Origin of the sequence: Streptomyces durocortorensis, assembly GCF_016901035.1 — a bacterium.
In the GTDB taxonomy this organism is placed as follows: domain Bacteria; phylum Actinomycetota; class Actinomycetes; order Streptomycetales; family Streptomycetaceae; genus Streptomyces; species Streptomyces durocortorensis.
In genome coordinates, this window is the sequence record NZ_JAFEUF010000131.1 from 1 (window position 1) to 20,247 (window position 20,247).

Here is a 20,247-nt window from a genome sequence, read left to right on the forward strand (position 1 = left end):
CCCCCCCGCCAGGACCCCCCGCACCAATTTTTTTTCAATCGACAAGGGGGGTTTGATCTTGTTGTGCGTGTGTCGTGGGCGCGGTGATGTGTATAAGTGACAGCGTCATACCGGGGTTCCGACCTGGCCGGACCGCCTCATACTCCGGTACGGGGGGGGCGGGGACGCGGACCGTACTCAGGGCCGGGGCGCGGCCTGCACTCAGGGCCCGGGGCTCAGGGCATGCGCCCAGGGCACGCACTCAGGGCACGCACTCAGGGCCGGCGTCACAGCTCCGCGAGCAGCTGGGCCTTCTTCGCGGTGTACTCGGCGTCCGTCACCAGTCCGGCCTGGTGCAGCTCGCCGAGGTGATGTATCCGCTCGGCGATGTCCGCCGGATCGCGCCGCCCGGCGTTCACCAGGGCCGGAGCGGAGGCGGCGGGCGCCGGCTGGGTCCGGCGTACGGATTCCAGGACGGCGGCGGCGAAGGGCAGCGACTCGTGCACCGGCCCGTACCCCAGGCCGAACAGCACGGCGGCCGGATCCTGGTCCGCGGCCCGGGTGACCGGGGACGCGACGGGCACCCCGTCCGCCGACCCGCCGTCCGCGCTGCCGGAGCCGCCGGGACCGTGCAGATCGCCCAGGCTGCCGCCGGTGCGGTGGTCGACCGGGGCCGCCGCGCGGGGCACCAGACGCAGGTAGCCGTCGAGCGCCTCGGGGGAGCGCCATACGATTCCGGCCAACTCGCTCACCTTAAAGGTCTGGTCGCCGGCCTTCCACTTGGCACTGGAGGCCCCGGTCCAGGACCAGCGGAAGGAGATCCGCTCGCCGTCGAAGCTGGCCCGGCCGTCGTACGCCTTGAAGTTCATCGGGGCCTCGGGGGCCGCCACCAGGAAGCGGTCGGCGGGCTCGTCGGACGCCGGGTCGAGCAGGGCCCGCAGCTCGTCCGCGTAATACTCCGCGAGCACCTCGCGCTCCGCCGGAAGCACCAGGCGATAGGGGTCGCACCCCTCCTTGAGCTGCCCGGAGGCAGCCTCCACCAGAGGATCGGCACCCGCCCTCGGCACGGCACGCAGAACCACCGTGCCCCGCTTCCCGGGGGTCAGCGTCACCGACGACAGCGCCGCATACGGGATGCGGCGTTCCCGCAGGCTCTGGAAGAGCTTCGGTGTGCGGATGCCCCGTTCGAAGCGGATGAGCACGGAGTCGGTGTCGAACTCCCAGGTGGCATGAATTCCGGCCAGCACATCACCCATGTGCCTCATCGTATGCGGCACAGTCGCCCGCGTCCCCCCTCGGAGTAAGTCCCAATTAATCCGCCCGACACGCGCCTCTACGCGCGTCAGCTCTCCCGCTCGCCGGAAATACCGCTGTGGCATGTGCTGTCGGCGCTCGCGCAGCTGACCGATCCGTACGCTCCGACGCCGATCGCGGCGAAGTTGTCGAGGCTCTCGGTGCCCGGTTCGAAGTAGCCGCTGTGCCCGGCGGCCCCGGCCGCCGAGACGATGCGCGCACCGAACTCCGGGTCGACCGGGTCGGCCCCGTGGCCGATCCCGCCGAACTCCATGTGCGGTACGTCCCCGATCCAGTCGTCCCCGTCCCGCGTCGCCCAGATCCGGGCGCCGGTCTCCAGCTGCCCGGCGTTGGCGGCCCGCATACCGGGGCTGCCCGCGACCGCGATGTCGGCGACCCGGTCGGGGGCCCGGTGCGCGGCCACCCCGCACACCACGGAGCCGTAGCTGTGGCAGAACAGCGAGACCTTCGAGCCACCGGGCAGCGCGCCGACCATCGCGTTCAGCCGGACCGCGCCGTCCGCCGCAAGCCCGCCCAGCGCCGCGTCCATGCCGAGACCGGCCGGGGCGGTGTAGTCGGCCCAGGCGATGACCGCCGTACGGGTGCCCGGGGAGGCCGAGCGCTCCGCCCCGTACAGCGACTTGGCCATGCCCACGGGGGCCGCGAACGCGCGCTTGCTGCGCTCCAGGGTCAGCAGATGGGTGTCGACGCCCGGGACGACGACGGAGACCCGGGCGGCCCGGTCGAGATTGCCGAACACCTCGGCCGCACGGCCCTTCCCGGACGGATCGAAGGCCAGGATCTGGCGCTCGCCCCCGAGCATCGACCGGAACCGTTCCCAGCGGGCCTTCGCCTGACCGCGCCCGTCCGGCGAGAGCCTCTCGTCGTGCGCGCGCACCTGCTCCACGGCCACGGCCTGTCTGAGGGCCACCCGGTTGGCGTGGTAGCGCAGCGTGACCGGCGCGCCGTTCAGATTCCCCACCACGGACGGGTACTTGCCCGCGAGCGCGACCTGCTGCCCCGAGCTGAGGGTGGCGAAGAAGTGGGCCATCCGGTAAGCGGGAGCGTCCACCTCCGGCAGCGAGTGGCCCGCTATCCGGTCCCGCGCCCAGGAGGCGAGAGCCAGCTCGCGCGGGCCGTCGACGTGCTGATCACGGATGGCGCTCCAGCCCGTCGTCGCCAGCATCACGAACACCACCGCTACGGCGAGCAGCGCGCGCCATGCGGTCAACGTGGGGGAGGTGTCGAAGGAAGTCACTGCGCCACACCCTAGGAGACGCACGCCGACGACCGTGATTCGGGTGAGGTACATCACCCGTCCGCGAAGGATTCACCGCGAATTCTTCACGGAGGGTCACGGCCGTCCCGCGCTCGCGCGACGGCTTCTGCCGCTCCGTGCCCGCCCCGCTACCGCTGCCGTCCCGTGCCCACGTCACTGCTTCCGGCGGCTGCCGTACCAGGCTCGCGCTACTGCTTCCGGCGCCAGTCGCGGGCGAGGGCCGGGACGAGCTGGTCGAGGTACTCCTCGGTCAGATCGCGCAGCGCCTCCACGCTCGGATCGACCCCCTGCCCCCACAGCTGACCGGTCACCCGCATCACCCCGGAGAACGCGGCGACGGCCACCCGCGGCCGGGGATCCCGCCCCACGTCCAGCCCCTCGCGCTCCGCGATCAGCAGGGCGATCTGGTTCTCCAGGGCGATGCCGCGCCGCATGTGGGCGGCGAGCAGGGAGGGGGTCGACTCGATCATCTGGTAGGTCCGCATGTGGAGGTCGACGGTGATGACCTCCTCGATCGCCTCGCCGATGCTGTTCCACGCGCACAGCACCGCCCGGCGCATGGCCTCGAAGGGCGCTTCGGAGGCGGGGCGCCGGCGCAGCTCCTCGATGAAGCGGGACTCGACCACCTCCTGCACGGCGAAGGTGACCTCCTCCTTGCTCGCGAAGTAGCGGAAGAAGGTGCGCTGGGAGACCTCCACGGCGTCGACGATCTCGTCGACGGTGGTGCGTTCGTACCCCTGGGTGGTGAACAATTCGAGGGCGGCGCGCAACAAGGCGTCCCGGGTGCGCTGTTTCTTGCGTTCACGCAGTCCGGCGCGGGGCTCGACTGTCTGCCCGTCGGTCACGTACCGGTCCCTCTTTTCCCGTGTTTGTCCAGCTCAGCATACCTGTGCGCTACGTGTGAGCTACGTGACAGTTACTGACTTGTGAATTGGTTTGTCAACTGTCAGCGGCTGTCACTAGTCTCCCCGTATGACTAGTCAGACCACCGTCGAGAAGGCGCCGCGGGAGCCCGAAGACAACGCAGGACCCGCCCCGGTCAAGGGGCTTCGCGGCCACCCCTGGCTGACCCTCTTCGCCGTCGCCATCGGCGTGATGATGGTCGCCCTCGACGGCACCATCGTCGCCATCGCGAACCCCGCCATCCAACGCGACCTCGGCGCCTCGCTCGCCGACGTCCAGTGGATCACCAACGGCTATCTGCTCGCCCTCGCCGTCGCCCTGATCACCGCGGGCAAGCTGGGCGACCGCTTCGGCCACCGTCAGACCTTCCTCATCGGCATCGCGGGCTTCGCCCTCGCCTCCGGTGCGATCGGTCTCTCCAGCGAGATCTCGCTGGTCATCCTCTTCCGGGTGCTCCAGGGCCTCTTCGGCGCCCTGCTCATGCCGGCTGCGCTCGGCCTGCTGCGCGCCACCTTCCCCGCCGAGAAGCTGAACATGGCGATCGGCATCTGGGGCATGGTCATCGGAGCGTCCACCGCGGGCGGTCCGATCGTCGGCGGTCTGCTCGTCGAGCACGTCAGCTGGCAGTCGGTCTTCTTCATCAACGTGCCGGTCGGCGTCGTGGCGCTCCTCTTCGGCCTGGTGATCCTCAAGGACCACCGTGCCGCCAACGCGCCGCGCTCCTTCGACATCCCCGGCATCGTGCTGCTCTCGGGCGCGATGTTCGCCCTCATCTGGGGCATCATCAAGGCCGGTGAGTCCTGGGGCTGGGGCGACGGCCGGACCTGGGCCTGGCTGGCCGCCGCCATCGCGCTCTTCATCACCTTCGGCCTCTGGGAGAACCGGGTCAAGGAGCCCCTCGTTCCGCTGGGGATGTTCCGTTCCGTCCCGTTGACGGCCGGTGTCGTCCTCATGACGCTGATGGCCTTCGCCTTCATGGGCGGCCTCTTCTTCGTGACGTTCTTCCTCCAGGGCGTCCACGGACTCAGCCCGGTCGACAGCGGTCTGCACCTGCTGCCGCTGACGGCCATGATGATCGTCTCCTCGCCGGTCGCCGGCCTGCTGATCACCAAGTTCGGCCCGCGCGTCCCGCTGGTCGGCGGCATGGTCTGCACGGCCACCGCGATGTTCGGCATGACCACGCTCAGCGAGTCCACCGGCACCTTCGCGATGTCCCTCTGGTTCGCCCTGCTCGGCTGCGGGCTCGCCCCGGTCATGGTCGGCGCCACCGAGGTCATCGTCGGTAACGCGCCCATGGAGCTGTCCGGCGTGGCCGGCGGCCTCCAGCAGGCCGCCATGCAGGTCGGCGGCGCGCTCGGCACCGCCGTCCTCGGCGCGGTCATGTCCTCCAAGGTCAGCGCCGAGTTCGCGGACAACTGGGCGGGCGCGGGCCTGCCCGGCGCACCCGACCCGAAGCTGGAGGAGGCCGCCGAGTTCGGCATGGTCCCGGCCGACGCGCTCGCCAAGGCGCCCGGCATGACGCCGGACGTCATCGACCGCATCGGCGGGGTCATCCACGACACCTTCATGTCCGGCATGGGCCTGGCCTTCACCGTCGCCGGTGTCGTCGCGGTCATCGCCGCCTTCGTCGCGACCCTCACCAAGCGCGGCGAGAACGCCGAGGCGGGTGCCGGGGTCGGCCACATCTGACGCCCGACGCCGCGCAGGCCGTCAACACAGCGCAGGCCGGAGCCCCGCCGAATCCTTTCGGCGGGGCTCTCGCCTATCAGGGTGGAGCACCCCCGGCCGCCCTTCCGCACACCGCGCCCGGTGACACAGAGTGAGCAGCGGAAGAACAGCACCGACCAACCACGGGGGTTGATCCATCATGCGTACGACCTTTACACGTACGACCGTTCTCGCGGCCGCCCTGGCCACCGCCGTACTCGTTCCCCAGGCCCTGGCCCACGACCGGGCGGCCGCGGCACCCGAGCGGTCCCCGGGCGTCAGCCTCGGCGCCTGTGAGGCCGGCAGGCTCTGCCTCTGGAAGAAGCCCGACTTCACCGGGGCCCGCCAGACCTTCGAGCTCTCCGACACCGACATCGAGAGCTGCGTCCCGCTGCCGAAGGGCGGCGACGCCCAGTCCCTCGCCAACCGCACCGGCCGGCCCGTCACCACCTACCAGTCCGCCGAATGCCAGGAGACGGGCGAGTTCGAGACGTACCCGGGCGGCGGGACCTGGCTGCCCCGCTCCCCGTACCAGGTGCGGGCGTTCAAGATCTGGGAGAACTAGCGGCTCCCGGGCGTGGGGGGGGGGGGGGGGGGGGCGGCCCGCGCCCCCCCCCCCCCCCCCGGCCCCCCCCGCGAAGAACAGGGCGCGCCCCCCCCCGCCCCCCCGGGGCGGGGCGCCCCCCCCCCGCCCCCCCCGCCCCCCCCGGGGGGGCGGGGGGGGCGCCCCCCCCCCCCCCCCCCCCCCCCCCGGGCCCGTACAGCAGCTCTACGGCTACGCGTCGCCGCCCGCCGCGCCCGGATCGGCCGCGGCCACATCCAGGAGCTCGTAGCGGTCGACAGCCGTCTTCAGGGCCGACCGGTCGATCTTGCCCTCCTTGGCCAGCTCGGTGAGCACCGCCAGCACGATCGACTGCGCGTCGATGTGGAAGAACCGGCGGGCCGCACCCCGGGTGTCCGCGAAGCCGAAGCCGTCCGCGCCCAGCGACTGGTACGCGCCCGGCACCCAGCGTGCGATCTGGTCCGGCACCGAACGCATCCAGTCCGAGACCGCCACGAACGGACCCTGGGCCCCTTCGAGCTTCCTGGTCACGTACGGGACGCGCTGCTCCTCCTCCGGGTGCAGGAGGTTGTAGCGCTCCACGTCCACCGCCTCGCGGCGCAGCTCGTTCCAGGAGGTCGCCGACCAGACGTCCGCCTTGACGTTCCACTCGTCCGCGAGGATCTTCTGCGCCTCCAGGGCCCAGGGGACCGCCACGCCCGACGCCATGATCTGGGCCGGGATCTCGCCCTTCTCGCCGGGGCCGAAGCGGTGGATGCCCTTGAGGATGCCCTCGACGTCCACGTTCTCGGGCTCGGCCGGGTGCTGGATCGGCTCGTTGTAGACGGTGAGGTAGTAGAAGACGTCCTCGTTGGCCTCGCCGTACATCCGGCGGAGCCCGTCCTGCATGATGTGCGCGATCTCGAACCCGTAGGCCGGGTCGTACGCGACACAGCCCGGGTTCGTCGACGCGAGCAGCTGCGAGTGGCCGTCCGCGTGCTGGAGGCCCTCACCGGTCAGCGTGGTGCGTCCGGCCGTCGCGCCCAGCACGAAGCCGCGCGAGAGCTGGTCGGCCATCTGCCAGAACTGGTCGCCGGTGCGCTGGAACCCGAACATCGAGTAGAAGACGTACACCGGGATCAGCGGCTCGCCGTGCGTCGCGTACGCCGAACCGGCGGCGATCAGCGAGGCCGTGCAGCCCGCCTCGGAGATGCCGTCGTGCAGCATCTGCCCCGTCGGCGACTCCTTGTACGCGAGCAGCAGATCGCGGTCGACCGCCTCGTACTGCTGGCCGAGCGGGTTGTAGATCTTCGCACTCGGGAAGAACGCGTCCATGCCGAAGGTGCGGTACTCGTCGGGGGCGATCAGCACGAAGCGCTTGCCGATCTCCTTGTCCCGCATGAGGTCCTTCAGGACGCGGACGAACGCCATCGTGGTGGCGATCGACTGCGAGCCCGAACCCTTCTTCGCAGCCGCGTACGTCTTGTCCTCGGGCTGCGGCAGCGGCTTCGCCCGCACGACCCGGGTCGGGACGTAACCGCCCAGACCCTGCCGGCGGTCGTGCATGTACTGGATCTCCTCCGAGTCACGGCCCGGGTGGTAGTAGGGCGGGTAGCCCTCGTCCAGCTGCTTGTCCGTGATCGGGATGTGCAGGCGGTCCCGGAAGCGCTTGAGGTCCTCGACCGTGAGCTTCTTCATCTGGTGGGTCGCGTTGCGGCCCTCGAAGTTCGGCCCCAGGGTCCAGCCCTTGACCGTCTGCGCCAGGATGACCGTCGGCTGCCCCTTGTGCGCCTTGGCCGCCGCGTAGGCCGCGTACACCTTGCGGTGGTCGTGACCGCCGCGCCCCAGGTGCAGGATCTGCTGGTCGGTCATGTCCTTGACCATGTCCCGCAGCCGCGGGTCGTCGCCGAAGAAGTGCTCGCGGATGTACGAGCCGGTCTCCGTGGCGTACGTCTGGAACTGGCCGTCCGGCGTGGTGTTCAGCTTGTTGACCAGGATGCCCGTGCGGTCCTGCGCCAGCAGCGGATCCCAGGAACGGTCCCAGACCAGCTTGATGACGTTCCAGCCGGCGCCCCGGAACTGCGACTCCAGCTCCTGGATGATCTTGCCGTTGCCGCGCACCGGGCCGTCGAGGCGCTGAAGGTTGCAGTTGACCACGAAGGTGAGGTTGTCCAGGCCCTCACGGGCCGCGATGGACAGCTGGCCCAGCGACTCCGGCTCGTCCATCTCGCCGTCGCCCAGATAGGCCCAGACGTGCGACTTGGAAGTGTCGGCGATGCCGCGCGCCTCCATGTAGCGGTTCATCCGCGCCTGGTAGATCGCGCCGAGCGGGCCGAGGCCCATCGAGACGGTCGGGAACTCCCAGAAGTCCGGCATCAGCCGCGGGTGCGGGTAGCTGGACAGACCGTTCGGGGCCTTCGACTTCTCCTGGCGGAACGCGTCGAGCTGCGCCTCGCTCAGCCGGTCCAGCAGGAACGCGCGGGCGTAGATCCCCGGGGACGCGTGCCCCTGGAAGAAGATCTGGTCGCCGCCGTCGCCCTGGTCCTTGCCCCGGAAGAAGTGGTTGAAGCCCACGTCGTACAGAGAGGCGGAGGAGGCGAAGGTGGCGATGTGGCCGCCGACGCCGATCCCGGGGCGCTGGGCCCGCGAGACCATCACGGCGGCGTTCCAGCGGGTCGCGTTGAGGACCTTGCGCTCGATCTCCTCGTCGCCGGGGAAGAACGGCTCGTCCTTCGTGGCGATCGTGTTCACGTAGTCCGTGCTGCGCATCTCCGGCACGGCGACACGCTTCTCACGCGCGCGCTCGATGAGCCGGAGCATCAGATAGCGGGCCCGCTCACGGCCGCGCTCGTCGACGGCGGCGTCGAGGGAGTCGAGCCATTCCCGGGTTTCCTCGGGATCGAAATCCGGGACCTGGCTCGGAAGGCCGCCAATGATGATCGGGTTGCGATCGGATCCGGAAGCCACACTGTTCCTTCGCTGTTCGGTGGTGCTCTACGGGGCCTGTTACGGGGGACGTCACCCCCGAACGACGCTGCCAACTCTGTGTGCCAACTCTGCGTGCGCCGCTTCCATCGTGCTACCGCGAGGGCCCGAACGTCATCTCTACCAGGGAGTAACCCGGAGGTTCGGAAAACTCGTCCACGGGGCACGAGTGTGGGCAGTACGCGGCTGGGTACGGGCAAACCGCAACCTTACGCCCAAGGCGTCCAAGCGTTCCCAAAGGCTGTTCGACTCCTATTGGAGGATCGAAACCGCATAAGCTGAGGAAGGACGTAAACGGATGGAGCGACCTCGGGGAGACCTCTGGAAGCCGCCGGAGAGACATGCCGGAACTTGCGGCGACGTGGCAGGGAACGTCACCGTATAGGCGGTCTCGCACACTGGGTACTTGCGCGATTCGCCGGGCCCGTGTGGACTACGGCCTACGCCCCGCGCACGCGCGTGGCTGCAGCATTTTCCGAAGACATGATCAGGAGGCAACCCGTGAGCGCGACCGCGGACCACGCGGAGGAGCGGACCAACCCGGCAGCACGCCTGGGGTTCGAGCCCGGACAAGTGGTCCAGGAGATCGGCTACGACGAAGACGTCGAGCTGGAGCTCCGTGAGGGCATTGAGGCCACTACCGGCCAGGAACTCGTCGACGAGGATTACGACGACGTCGCAGACGTCGTCCTGCTCTGGTTCCGCGACGAGGACGGCGACCTTACGGACGCGCTGGTGGATGCCATTGGTCTGATCGAGGACGGCGGTACGGTCTGGCTGATGACGCCGAAGACCGGCCGTGACGGATACGTCGAACCGAGCGACATCAATGAGGCTGCCCAGACAGCCGGTCTCGCCCAGACCAAGAGCATCAGCGCGGGCAAGGACTGGACGGGCAGCCGTCTGGTCACCCCCAAGGGGGCCAAGGCCAAGCGCTGAACCGCTCTTCGCACCACCCCGAGGCCCTCACGGGCGCACCCGCACCCGTGAGGGCCTTCGTATGGCCGCAGCCGGTCTGCGTAGGGTGGGAGTCACCCGGACGGACCCGGCCCGGGAAGCGGAGAAGCGGCGAAGGGATACGTGTTCCATGACGATCGAGGTCGGCAGCCAGGCCCCGGACTTCCAGCTCAAGGACAACCACGGCCGGACCGTGCGGCTGTCGGAGTTCCGCGGTGAGAAGAACGTGGTGCTGGTGTTCTACCCGTTCGCCTTCACCGGCGTCTGCACCGGCGAGCTGTGCGCGCTCCGCGACGAGCTGCCCCGCTTCGAGAACGAGGGCACCCAGCTCCTCGCCGTCTCCAACGACTCCATCCACACCCTGCGCGTCTTCGCCGAGCAGGAGGGCCTGGAGTACCCGCTGCTGTCCGACTTCTGGCCGCACGGGGAGACCTCGCGGGCGTACGGCGTCTTCGACGAGGACAAGGGCTGCGCGGTGCGCGGCACCTTCGTCATCGACAAGGCGGGCACCGTCCGCTGGAGCGTCGTCAACGGCCTCCCGGACGCCCGTGACCTGAACGACTACGTCAAGGCGCTCGAAGCGCTCTGAGACGATCTCCTGGCGACGCCCGGTCAAAAGCCTGTTTTGGCCGGGAACCGGTCACTAGGATCCAATCGTTGATCCGATGCCAACGAACGACGGGGACGCTGGTGTCTGCCGGCCCCTGAGAAAACTACTGGAGGACTCGTGGGAGTCAGCCTCAGCAAGGGCGGCAACGTCTCGCTGACCAAGGCCGCGCCCAACCTGACCGCGGTCATCGTCGGTCTGGGCTGGGACGCCCGCACCACCACCGGTGGTGACTTCGACCTCGACGCCAGCGCGCTGCTGGCGAACGCCGAGGGCAAGGTCGCCGCCGACGGCAATTTCGTCTTCTTCAACAACCTGAAGAGCCCCGACGGCTCCGTCGAGCACACCGGTGACAACACCACCGGTGAGGGCGAGGGCGACGACGAGGTCATCAAGGTGAACCTCGCCGGTGTCCCCGCCGACGTCGACAAGATCGTCTTCCCGGTCTCGATCTACGAGGCCGAGAGCCGTCAGCAGAGCTTCGGCCAGGTCCGCAACGCGTACATCCGCGTGGTCAACCAGGCCGACAACAGCGAGCTGGCCCGCTACGACCTGAGCGAGGACGCCTCGACGGAGACCGCGATGGTCTTCGGCGAGCTGTACCGCAACGGCGCCGAGTGGAAGTTCCGCGCCATCGGCCAGGGGTACGCCTCCGGTCTGCGCGGCATCGCCCAGGACTTCGGCGTCAACGTCTGACGTTCTGGCGCCAGGGGGTGTCCGGCCGGTACCGACGGTTCCGACTCGCCGGACGCCCCCTCACCGGGCGCTTTCGACGCCCACCCCGGGCGTCGGAAGCCCCCGGCAGCGTTTTTTCATGACTCGGGGAGGACACACATGGGCGTCACGCTCGCCAAGGGAGGCAATGTCTCCCTCTCCAAGGTCGCACCCAACCTCACCCAGGTGCTGGTCGGGCTCGGCTGGGACGCACGCTCCACCACGGGCGCCGCTTTCGACCTCGACGCCAGCGCCCTGCTGTGCCAGTCGGGCCGGGTGCTCGGGGACGAGTGGTTCGTCTTCTACAACAACCTCACGAGCCCGGACGGCTCCGTCGAGCACACCGGCGACAACCTCACGGGGGAGGGCGACGGGGACGACGAGTCCGTCATCGTCCGGCTCGACCAGGTGCCCGCCCACTGCGACAAGATCGTCTTCCCGGTCTCGATCCACGACGCGGACAACCGGGGCCAGGCGTTCGGCCAGGTCAGCAACGCCTTCATCCGGGTGGTCAACCAGGCCGACGGCCAGGAGCTGGCCCGCTACGACCTGAGCGAGGACGCCTCGACGGAGACCGCGATGATCTTCGGCGAGCTCTACCGGTACAACGGCGAGTGGAAATTCCGTGCAGTCGGCCAGGGGTATGCGTCTGGCCTGCGAGGTATCGCTCTAGACTTCGGCGTCAACGTTTCATAACGCCGCGCACGGCGCGGGGGGCCCCGACACACCGGGGGAGACCCGTTTAACAACACGATGGGGTAGCCAGTGGTTCTGAAAACCTTCGGCTGGTCGTTCGCGGTCACCGCGCTCGGCCTGGTCGCAGCGATTTTCTACGGGGGGTGGCAGGCTTTCGGCATCGTCGCGATCCTGTCCGTCCTGGAGATCTCGCTGTCCTTCGACAACGCGGTGATCAACGCCGGAATCCTGAAGAAGATGAATGCCTTCTGGCAGAAGATCTTCCTCACCATCGGCATCCTCATCGCCGTCTTCGGTATGCGACTGGTGTTCCCCGTCGTGATCGTGGCCGTGAGCGCCAAGCTCGGACCGATCGAGGCCATCGACCTGTCCTTCAACGACCCGGACAGGTACAAGGAACTGGTGACGGACGCCCATCCGTCGATCGCCGCCTTCGGTGGCATGTTCCTGTTGATGATCTTCCTCGACTTCATCTTCGACGAGGACCGGGACATCCACTGGCTGCGCTGGATCGAGCGGCCGCTCGCCAAGCTCGGCAAGGTCGACATGCTGTCGGTCTGCGTCGCGCTGATCATCCTGATGATCACCGCCATGACCTTCGCGACCCAGGCCCACCAGCACGGCGGCGGGCACGTGGACAAGTCGGCGACGGTCATGCTCTCCGGCATCGCCGGTCTGATCACCTACCTGATCGTCGGCGGCCTCTCCGGATTCTTCGAGGGCAAGCTCGAAGAGGAGGAGGAGCGTGAGCACGAGGCCGAGGAAGAGGCCAAGAAGAAGGGCAAGCCCGTCACCGGGGTCGCCCTCGCCGGAAAGGCCGCGTTCTTCCTCTTCCTCTACCTGGAGGTCCTGGACGCCTCGTTCTCCTTCGACGGCGTCATCGGCGCCTTCGCCATCACCAACGAGATCGTGCTGATGGCCCTCGGCCTCGGCATCGGCGCCATGTACGTCCGTTCGCTCACCGTCTACCTGGTGCGCGAGGGCACGCTCGACGACTACGTCTACCTGGAGCACGGCGCGCACTACGCGATCGGCGCGCTCTCCATCATCCTGCTGATCACCATCCAGCACGAGATCAACGAGCTCATCACCGGCTCGGTCGGCGTGATCCTGATCGCCCTCTCCTTCTGGTCCTCGGTCAAGCGCAACCGCGCGCTCGCCGCGGAATCCGCCGGGGGCGACGGCTCGGGCACCAAGGCGGAAGTGTCCTCCGGGGTGTGACCCGGTAGGGATTGAGGAACGCTCTCTGCGGGGCGGCCCACACGGCGACGGCGCTCCGGGAATTCCCGGACCCGGCCCGGTGGCCGCCCCGCAGTGATGTCCGGGGCGCGAACAGGCGGCGCGAACAGCGCTGACGGCGTGAAACAGGTGGGGGTAGGGATGGGATTCTTCGACGGTCTGTGGCCGGGGCGCGCGGCACAGTTCGACTCGGGCAACTCGACGTCGAGCGCTGTCGTGCTGTCCAAGCGGAACGCCACGATCTCGCTCAGCAAGCAGGGCGCCCTCTCGGGCAACCTCCGGGTCAACCTCTCCTGGCGGATGCGGACCTCGGACATCGAGGGCCGCTCACGCCAGAACGGCATGCTGCGGCGCCCCCTCCAGCTCTTCAAGCCCGAGGTCGTCCAGGCGCACACCCAGGGCGTCGTCAACGTCGACCTGGACCTCGGCTGCATGTACGAGCTGATGGACGGCACCAAAGGGGTCGTGCAGCCGCTGGGCAGCCTGATCGGCGACCTCAACGGCCCGCCCTACGTCCGGCTCAGCGGCGACGACCGGTTCGGCGCGCCCTCCGGCGAGACGGTCTACGTCAACCTCGACCAGCGCGACAAGATCAAGCGGCTGCTGTTCTTCGTCTACATCTACGACCGGACGCCCGCGTTCGACCGTACCCACGCCAAGATCACGCTCTACCCGGGCAACGGCCCGCGCATCGAGATCGAGCTGGACGAACGCGCGGCGGAGGCCCGCTCCTGCGCGGTGTTCACCGTGGAGAACATCAAGGACGAACTGATCGTGCGCCGCGAGGTGAAGTTCGTGTACGGCTTCCAGTCGGAGCTGGACCGGCTGTACGGCTACGGCATGCAATGGGGACGCGGCTACAAGTCCCGCACGTGAGCCAGGGCCGTATCCCGGGGCTCGGCTCAGGACCGGACGAACTGCGGACCTTGGGGAGGCAGCACGAAATGGGGGTCGGGCGCGTGCGCGGCGGCAGCCGCCGGCTGCGGATAGCCGTACGCGGGCGGCTCGGCGGGCTGCGGATAGCCGTACGCCGGCTGATGGGGCGCGGCCCCGGCAGAGGGGTGCGCGACCGGAGGCGGATAGCCGTAGGAGGGCTGCTGGTGCTGGACCGTGGCCTGGGAGTCGGGCCCGGAGCCGGTGGCCGCGGTGGCCGGCACGGGCCGCGGCGGCACGGCCGGGGGCGGGGGCACGGCGGCCGGGAGCGGCCCCGTGCCCGCCGGAGCGGCCGGGTCCTGCGCCCCGTCCCCCTGCTGCGCCCCGTTCGCCGCCTCCGACTCGTCCACCGAGATGCCGAAGGCGGTGGCCAGGCCGATCAGGCCGGTGGGATAGCCCTGGCCGACCGCGCGGAACTTCCAGCCCTCGCCGCGGCGGTACAGCTCGCCGCAGATGATCGCCGTCTCTTCCCCGGTCTCCGGCCGCACATCGAACACCGCCAGCGGCTCGCCCTCGGCGAACGCGGCGTCGAACAGGAGTATGCGCAGGTCCGGGACCTGTTCGAAGGCGGCCCCATCGGAGGAGGCCGCGATGACCACCTGGTCCACCGACGCGTCGAGCGCCCCGAGGTCCGCCTCGACCGTGTCCGTCAGCCCTTCCGGCACACTGCGCTTCGGCAGCCGCCGGACCAGGCCGGAGGGGTGCCGGGGCTGGTTGTAGAAGACGAAGTCCTCATCCGACCGCACCCGGCCGGACGCACCGAGGAGCAGGGCGGAGGCGTCCACGTCGGGAACCCCGGCGCCCGGGGTCCAGCGCAGCACGGCCCGGACGGCCGCGGCATCGACGGGGACGTTCGAGCCCTTCAGCATCGTGTGCGTCATGACCGTCATCCTGCCTGCTGGGGGCCCGTGCGGACAACGCGGGGGGCGGCACGACCGTGCCCGGCGGGGGCGCGGGCAGACCGGGACGGTACCGCGAGAGTGCGTCGGACAAGAGGCGGGTAACCGGAAATTCATGTACATGGGGAACTGTTGACACCCGTCCGTACGTACTATTACCGGCCATGCGTTGTTCGGCCGGTCAGGCAGTTCGGGGGAAAATCATGCGTCACTTCGGGCACATATCGCCCACTGCCCGCGAGGGCCTGTTCTTCAGGGAACCCCGCGCCTTCACCGCGGAATCCCCGGCACGGATGCTCTCCGTCGCCCTGGGAGCCACGCTCTACTCCCCGGCCACCCGCCCGTCGCTCGCCGACGACGTGCTGAAGCAGGCCGCGCGCGGTGTCGTCTCCATGGTGCTGTGCCTGGAGGACTCGATCGACGACGCCGAGGTCACCGACGCCGAAGCCAACCTGATCAGGCAGTTCGCCGCCCTGGCCGCCCGGGCCGCAGAGTCCGGGCCCGCCGGGCGGAGCCCGGGCGACGCCACGGGCACGGCGGACGCGGCCGACGCCGACATCCCGCTCCTCTTCATCCGCGTACGGGAACCCGCCCAGATCACCGACCTGGTGCGACGCCTCGGCGACTCGGTCCGGATGTTGTCCGGTTTCGTACTTCCCAAATTCACCGAAGAGCGGGGAAGGCACTTCCTGGAGGCACTTGCCGAGGCCGAGGCGGCGTGCGGCCGACGGCTCTTCGCCATGCCGGTCCTCGAATCCCCCGAGCTGCTCCACCTGGAGACGCGCGGCGACATTCTCCAGGGCATCGCCCGCAGCGTCGACAAATACCGGGACCGGGTGCTCGCCCTGCGCCTCGGCGTCACCGACTTCTGCTCGGCCTACGGACTGCGCCGCGCGCCCGACATGACGGCGTACGACGTCCATATCGTCGCCTCCGTGATCGCCGACGTCGTCAACGTGCTCGGCCGGGCCGACGGCACCGGCTTCACGATCACCGGCCCGGTCTGGGAGTATTTCCGCCGCCAGGAGCGCATGTTCAAGCCCCAGCTGCGCCGCAGCCCCTTCCTGGAGGGCAGCGCCGAGGAGCTGCGTACGGCACTCATCGAGCACGACCTCGACGGACTGCTCCGGGAGATCGAGCTCGACCGGGCCAACGGCCTGCTCGGCAAGACCTGCATCCACCCCTCCCACGTGGCGCCGGTTCACGCGCTGTCCGTGGTCAGCCACGAGGAGTTCACCGACGCCCAGGACATCCTGAGCCCCGAGCGCGGGGGCGGCGGGGTGCTGCGCTCGGCGTACACGAACAAGATGAACGAAGTGAAGCCCCACCGGGCCTGGGCCGAGCGCACGCTCCAGCGGGCCGAGGTGTTCGGGGTGGCCAGGGAAGACGTCGGCTTCGTGGACCTGCTGGCCGCCGGCCTGACGAACTGAGCGCGCGTCGATGAGCGAGCGCGCGACGAGAGAAGAGATCGTGGACGTGGTGTGGTCGGGCGAATGGGTGGCCGAGCGGCTCGGAGTCGCCCTCGAAGGCGACGGAGAGCTCAAGGAGCTGCTGGGTCTGGCCCTGCGCCGCAACCCCAAGCGGGCGCATCTGCTGGTGTCCAACGTGCTGGGCAAGCACGTTCCCCAGCGGCCCTCCGTCGTGCACGGGGCCGGATTCGAGCTCGGTGAGCGGGTACGGGCCCTGCTCGGTGAGGAGGAGGCCCGCCGCGCGGTGGTCCTCGGGTACGCGGAGACGGCCACCGGTCTCGGCCACGCCGTCGCGGACGGTCTGCGGGACGCCCCGTACCTGCACTCCACGCGGCGTCCGGTGGCGGGCGTGAAGCAGGCGGGCGGCTTCGAGGAGGCCCACTCGCACGCCACCTCGCACCTGCTGCTGCCGGAGGACCCCGGGCTGTTCGAGCGGGACGCCTCCGCCTTGGTGCTGGTCGACGACGAGTTCTCCACCGGCAACACGGTGCTCAACACCATTCGCGCGCTGCACGAACTGCACCCGCGCGAGCGGTACGTCATCGTCGCCCTGGTCGACATGCGCTCCCCGGCGGACCGCGACCGGCTGACCGACTTCGCCGCCGAGATCGGCGCCCGGGTGGACCTGGTGACCCGCGCCGCCGGAACGGTGTCGCTGCCGGACGGCGTACTGGAACGCGGGCAGGCCCTGGTGGCGGCCCAGGAGGCAGGGGAGGCGGGGGAAGCTTTCGCTTCCGCGCCGGCTCCCGCCCCGGTCACCCGCGTCGACCTCGCCTGGCCCGCAGGCGTCCCCGACGGCGGCCGGCACGGTTTCACCCCGACCCACCGGGCGGCGCTCGAAGCGGCGCTCCCGGGCATGGCGGAACGGATCGCGGCGGCGTTGGGAGGGGAGCCCCGCCGGGTGCTCGTCCTCGGCTTCGAGGAGCTGATGTACGCGCCGCTGCGCCTGGGCACGGCCCTGGAGGAGACCCTGGGCGCCGTCACGGAGGTCCGCTACTCCACCACCACCCGCTCGCCCGTCCTGGCCGTCGACGACCCCGGCTACGCGATACGCACCCGGCTCGCCTTCCCGGCCCACGACGACCCGGCGGACGGACCCGGCGACCGGTACGCGTACAACGTGGCGGGCGCCGGCTTCGACGCCGTGGTCGCCGTCGTCGACTCCACCGCCGACACCCCCGAACTGCACGCCCCCGAAGGCTTGTTGGCCCAGCTCGCCGTCCACGCCGACCGGGTACTCCTCGCGGTCGTCCCCTCGTACACCCCCACACCTGTATCGGAGCCCGCCGTGCTGCCCGAGCCCCTCCGAGGCCCCGAGTTCTCCAGTTACGCGCCGGAGGACGTCGGCTGGCTGCTCCAGGACCTCTCGGACACCGAGCTGGAGGCCCCCACGGAGGAGCGCGAGGAGGCGATCCAGAGCGGCGGCGCGCACTACGCGGAGTCGCTGCCCGTGGAGTACCAGCCGAGCGCCGAGTACCAGGCGCTGTTCACCGCCGCCCTGGAGACCTCCGCCGCGCGCATCGCCCGCGCGGTCGGCACCGTCACCGAGACGGTCCTCGCCGAACGCGGCCCTCGCCCGGTGCTGGTCTCGCTCGCCCGCGCCGGAACCCCGGTCGGGGTGCTGATGCGCCGCTGGGCCCAGCACCGGCACGGTCTGGACCTGCCGCACTACGCCGTCTCCATCGTCCGGGGCCGGGGCATCGACGCCACCGCCCTGCGCTGGCTGGCCGCCCATCACGACCCGGCCGACGTGGTGTTCGTCGACGGCTGGACGGGCAAGGGCGCGATCACCCGCGAACTGGCCGCGGCGATAGAGGAGTTCGAGGCCTCGGGCGGACCCGCCGGCTTCGACCCGGAGATCGCGGTGCTCGCGGACCCGGGCGGCTGTGTGCGGACGTACGGCACCCGCGAGGACTTCCTCATCCCCTCCGCCTGCCTCAACTCCACGGTGTCCGGGCTCATTTCCCGTACGGTGCTCCGCGCCGACCTGGTCGGGCCCAACGACTTCCACGGCGGGAAGTTCTACCGGGAGCTGGCGTCCTCCGACGTCTCGGGCCACTTCCTCGACACGATCGCCGCCCGCTTCGACGAGGTGGCGGGTCCGGTCGAGGCCGAGGCCAAGGAACTGCTCGCTGCCGACCGGGCCCCGACCTGGGAGGGCTGGGCGGCCGTCGAGCGGATCAGCGAGGAGTACGGCATCCACGACGTCAACCTGGTCAAGCCGGGCGTCGGCGAGACCACCCGGGTGCTGCTCCGCCGCGTCCCCTGGAAGATCCTCGCGAAGCGCGGCGCGGGCGCGGACCTGACGCACATCCGGCTGCTGGCCGAACAACGGGGCGTCCCGGTCGAGGAGGTCGACGACCTCCCGTACAGCTGTGTCGGTCTGATCCACCCCCGGTACACGCGCGGCGCGACGGGCGCGGACGGCAAGGCGGTGAAGGGCGCATGAGCATTCCGACCGCTGTGAACGGTTCCACCACCCTGGTGGCGAGCGACCTCGACCGTACGCTGATCTACTCGGCGGCCTCGCTCGACCTGTCCATGCCGGACGCGGAGGCCCCCCGGCTCCTGTGCGTCGAGGTGTACGGCCACAAGCCCCTCTCGTACCTGACGGAGACGGCAGCCGGCCTGCTCACCGAGGTGGCGGCCTCCACGGTCTTTGTGCCGACCACCACCCGCACCCGCGAGCAGTACCACCGCATCCACCTCCCCGGCCCCGCCCCCCGGTACGCGATCTGCGCCAACGGCGGCCACATCCTGGTCGACGGCGTCTCCGACCGCGACTGGCAGCAGCAAGTGGAGTCCCGGATCGCGGCCGAGTGCGCCCCGCTCACCGAGATCCGCGCCCACCTCGCCACGACCGCCGACCCGGCCTGGCTCCTCAAGGAACGGGTCGCCGAGGACCTCTTCGCCTACCTCGTCGTCGAACGGGCCCTCCTGCCCGAGGAGTGGGTGAAGGAGCTGGCCGCCTGGGCCCGCCCGCGCGGCTGGACGGTCTCCCTCCAGGGCCGCAAGATCTACGTCGTCCCGGCACCGCTGACCAAGAGCGCCGCGATGCACGAGGTCGCTCGCCGCACCGGCGCCACGCGCACGTTCGCCGCCGGGGACTCCCTCCTGGATGCCGACCTGCTGCTCGCCGCCGACCTCGGCTGGCGCCCCGGCCACGGCGAACTGGCCGACGAGGGCTGGCGGGCCCCGCACGTGGTGGCCCTGGAGGGGCGGGGCGGGGCGGCGGGGGAGGAGATCCTGCGCCGTTTCCTGGCGGCCGCGGCTGTGTGAGTTCTCCTGCGGGCGGGTGCGCCTTGCGCGAGGCTGGGGGCATGACCAAGGGCAACAACACAAAGATCACCGACGAGCTGTACGCCTACATGCTGGCCCACAACCCGCCGCTGGACCCGGTCCAGCGGGAGCTGGTGGACACCACGTACGCCCGGTTCCCCGACCACGCGGGCATGGTGTCGGCCGACGAGCAGGCCCCGCTGCTGGCCTTCCTCGTCCGGCTGGTGGGCGCCCGGCATGTGGTGGAGGTCGGCACGTTCACCGGGTTCAGCGCCCTGGCGATGGCCCAGGCGCTGCCCGCCGACGGCACGCTGATCGCCTGCGACATCTCGGAGGAGTGGACGGCGTACGGGCGTGAGGCCTGGGAGAAGGCGGGCGTCGCGGACCGGATCGACCTGCGGATCGCCCCGGCCCTGGACACCCTGCGCGCGATGCCCGCCGAGCCGCACATCGACTTCGCCTACCTGGACGCGGACAAGGGCGGCTACATCGCGTACTGGGAGGAGCTGGTGCCCCGGATGCGGCAGGGCGGGGTCATCGCCACGGACAACGTGCTCTTCCACGGCGGGGTGACGGACCCGGAGGCGACGGGCCCGACGGCGGCGATCAAGGAGTTCAACGACCATGTGAGCGCGGACGCCCGGATGGACAGCGTCCTGCTGACGGTCTCGGACGGCCTGACGCTGTCCCGCAAGAGGTAGTGGCGGTGGCTGCTGCGGGGACGGGCTCCAGGGCCTCAGCCGCAGCACCCGCCCCCGCAGCAGCCA

At 70.2% G+C, this 20,247-nt stretch carries 17 protein-coding genes; 12 read left to right on the forward strand and 5 right to left on the reverse strand.

Translation table 11 applies throughout. The annotated features are described in order from the left end of the window. Positions 1-266: 266 nt before the first annotated feature. The 3 genes from JS521_RS22560 to JS521_RS22570 all read right to left on the reverse strand — a co-directional run bounded on the left by JS521_RS22560 (position 267) and on the right by JS521_RS22570 (position 3,396). On the reverse strand, positions 267-1,235 hold the full coding sequence (locus JS521_RS22560) for a DUF4429 domain-containing protein (protein ID WP_205084764.1): 969 nt from the start codon (positions 1,233-1,235) through the stop codon (positions 267-269). A gap of 86 nt (positions 1,236-1,321) precedes the next feature. Further along, complete coding sequence (locus JS521_RS22565; RefSeq protein WP_205084765.1) at positions 1,322-2,530, reverse strand: alpha/beta hydrolase; 1,209 nt, start codon at positions 2,528-2,530, stop codon at positions 1,322-1,324. A gap of 209 nt (positions 2,531-2,739) precedes the next feature. Next, positions 2,740-3,396, reverse strand: coding sequence for a TetR family transcriptional regulator (locus JS521_RS22570; RefSeq protein ID WP_205084766.1), 657 nt, complete (start codon positions 3,394-3,396; stop codon positions 2,740-2,742). Between the two features lie 250 nt (positions 3,397-3,646). Between JS521_RS22570 and JS521_RS22575 the strand changes: the two genes are divergently transcribed. Both JS521_RS22575 and JS521_RS22580 read left to right on the forward strand, forming a co-directional pair. Then, positions 3,647-5,143 (forward strand): MFS transporter, encoded by a 1,497-nt coding sequence (locus tag JS521_RS22575; RefSeq protein ID WP_372448607.1) that lies wholly within the window; start codon positions 3,647-3,649, stop codon positions 5,141-5,143. Between the two features lie 178 nt (positions 5,144-5,321). Further along, positions 5,322-5,726, forward strand: a complete 405-nt coding sequence (locus JS521_RS22580) for a peptidase inhibitor family I36 protein (RefSeq protein WP_205084768.1) — start codon at positions 5,322-5,324, stop codon at positions 5,724-5,726. Positions 5,727-5,936: 210 nt separating this feature from the next. Here the strand turns inward: JS521_RS22580 and aceE are convergent, their stop codons facing one another. Then, positions 5,937-8,669, reverse strand: a complete 2,733-nt coding sequence (aceE, locus tag JS521_RS22585; RefSeq protein ID WP_205084769.1) for a pyruvate dehydrogenase (acetyl-transferring), homodimeric type — start codon at positions 8,667-8,669, stop codon at positions 5,937-5,939. A 519-nt stretch (positions 8,670-9,188) separates the two neighbouring features. Between aceE and JS521_RS22590 the strand changes: the two genes are divergently transcribed. From JS521_RS22590 to JS521_RS22615, 6 genes are all read left to right on the forward strand, one after another. Next, positions 9,189-9,626, forward strand: coding sequence for a DUF3052 domain-containing protein (locus JS521_RS22590; RefSeq protein ID WP_205084770.1), 438 nt, complete (start codon positions 9,189-9,191; stop codon positions 9,624-9,626). A gap of 148 nt (positions 9,627-9,774) precedes the next feature. Continuing rightward, positions 9,775-10,233, forward strand: a complete 459-nt coding sequence (locus tag JS521_RS22595; protein WP_205084771.1) for a peroxiredoxin — start codon at positions 9,775-9,777, stop codon at positions 10,231-10,233. Positions 10,234-10,371: 138 nt separating this feature from the next. Continuing rightward, complete coding sequence (locus JS521_RS22600; protein ID WP_010057498.1) at positions 10,372-10,947, forward strand: TerD family protein; 576 nt, start codon at positions 10,372-10,374, stop codon at positions 10,945-10,947. Between the two features lie 138 nt (positions 10,948-11,085). Beyond that, positions 11,086-11,661: a TerD family protein gene (locus JS521_RS22605; protein WP_010057499.1), complete on the forward strand. Its 576-nt coding sequence runs from the start codon at positions 11,086-11,088 to the stop codon at positions 11,659-11,661. Between the two features lie 69 nt (positions 11,662-11,730). Further along, on the forward strand, positions 11,731-12,882 hold the full coding sequence (locus tag JS521_RS22610) for a DUF475 domain-containing protein (protein WP_205084772.1): 1,152 nt from the start codon (positions 11,731-11,733) through the stop codon (positions 12,880-12,882). A 159-nt stretch (positions 12,883-13,041) separates the two neighbouring features. Further along, entirely contained in the window at positions 13,042-13,776 is a 735-nt protein-coding gene (locus tag JS521_RS22615) for a Tellurium resistance (protein WP_205084773.1), read from the forward strand. 26 nt (positions 13,777-13,802) lie between these two features. On the opposite strand, the gene JS521_RS22620 is transcribed toward JS521_RS22615, so the two are convergent. Then, the gene (locus tag JS521_RS22620; RefSeq protein ID WP_205084774.1) at positions 13,803-14,723 is read right to left on the reverse strand and encodes a TerD family protein; all 921 of its coding nucleotides are present in this window, start codon (positions 14,721-14,723) and stop codon (positions 13,803-13,805) included. Between the two features lie 212 nt (positions 14,724-14,935). Between JS521_RS22620 and JS521_RS22625 the strand changes: the two genes are divergently transcribed. The 4 genes from JS521_RS22625 to JS521_RS22640 are packed head-to-tail and all read left to right on the forward strand — an operon-like array spanning position 14,936 to position 20,181. After that, the gene (locus JS521_RS22625) at positions 14,936-16,162 is read left to right on the forward strand and encodes an HpcH/HpaI aldolase/citrate lyase family protein (RefSeq protein ID WP_205084775.1); all 1,227 of its coding nucleotides are present in this window, start codon (positions 14,936-14,938) and stop codon (positions 16,160-16,162) included. A gap of 10 nt (positions 16,163-16,172) precedes the next feature. Continuing rightward, the gene (locus JS521_RS22630) at positions 16,173-18,650 is read left to right on the forward strand and encodes a phosphoribosyltransferase (protein ID WP_205084776.1); all 2,478 of its coding nucleotides are present in this window, start codon (positions 16,173-16,175) and stop codon (positions 18,648-18,650) included. Then, positions 18,647-19,480, forward strand: a complete 834-nt coding sequence (locus JS521_RS22635; protein ID WP_205084777.1) for an HAD family hydrolase — start codon at positions 18,647-18,649, stop codon at positions 19,478-19,480. The genes JS521_RS22630 and JS521_RS22635 overlap by 4 nt, the downstream gene beginning before the upstream one ends. Positions 19,481-19,521: 41 nt before the next feature. Beyond that, positions 19,522-20,181 (forward strand): O-methyltransferase, encoded by a 660-nt coding sequence (locus JS521_RS22640; protein ID WP_205084778.1) that lies wholly within the window; start codon positions 19,522-19,524, stop codon positions 20,179-20,181. Positions 20,182-20,247: the final 66 nt, after the last annotated feature.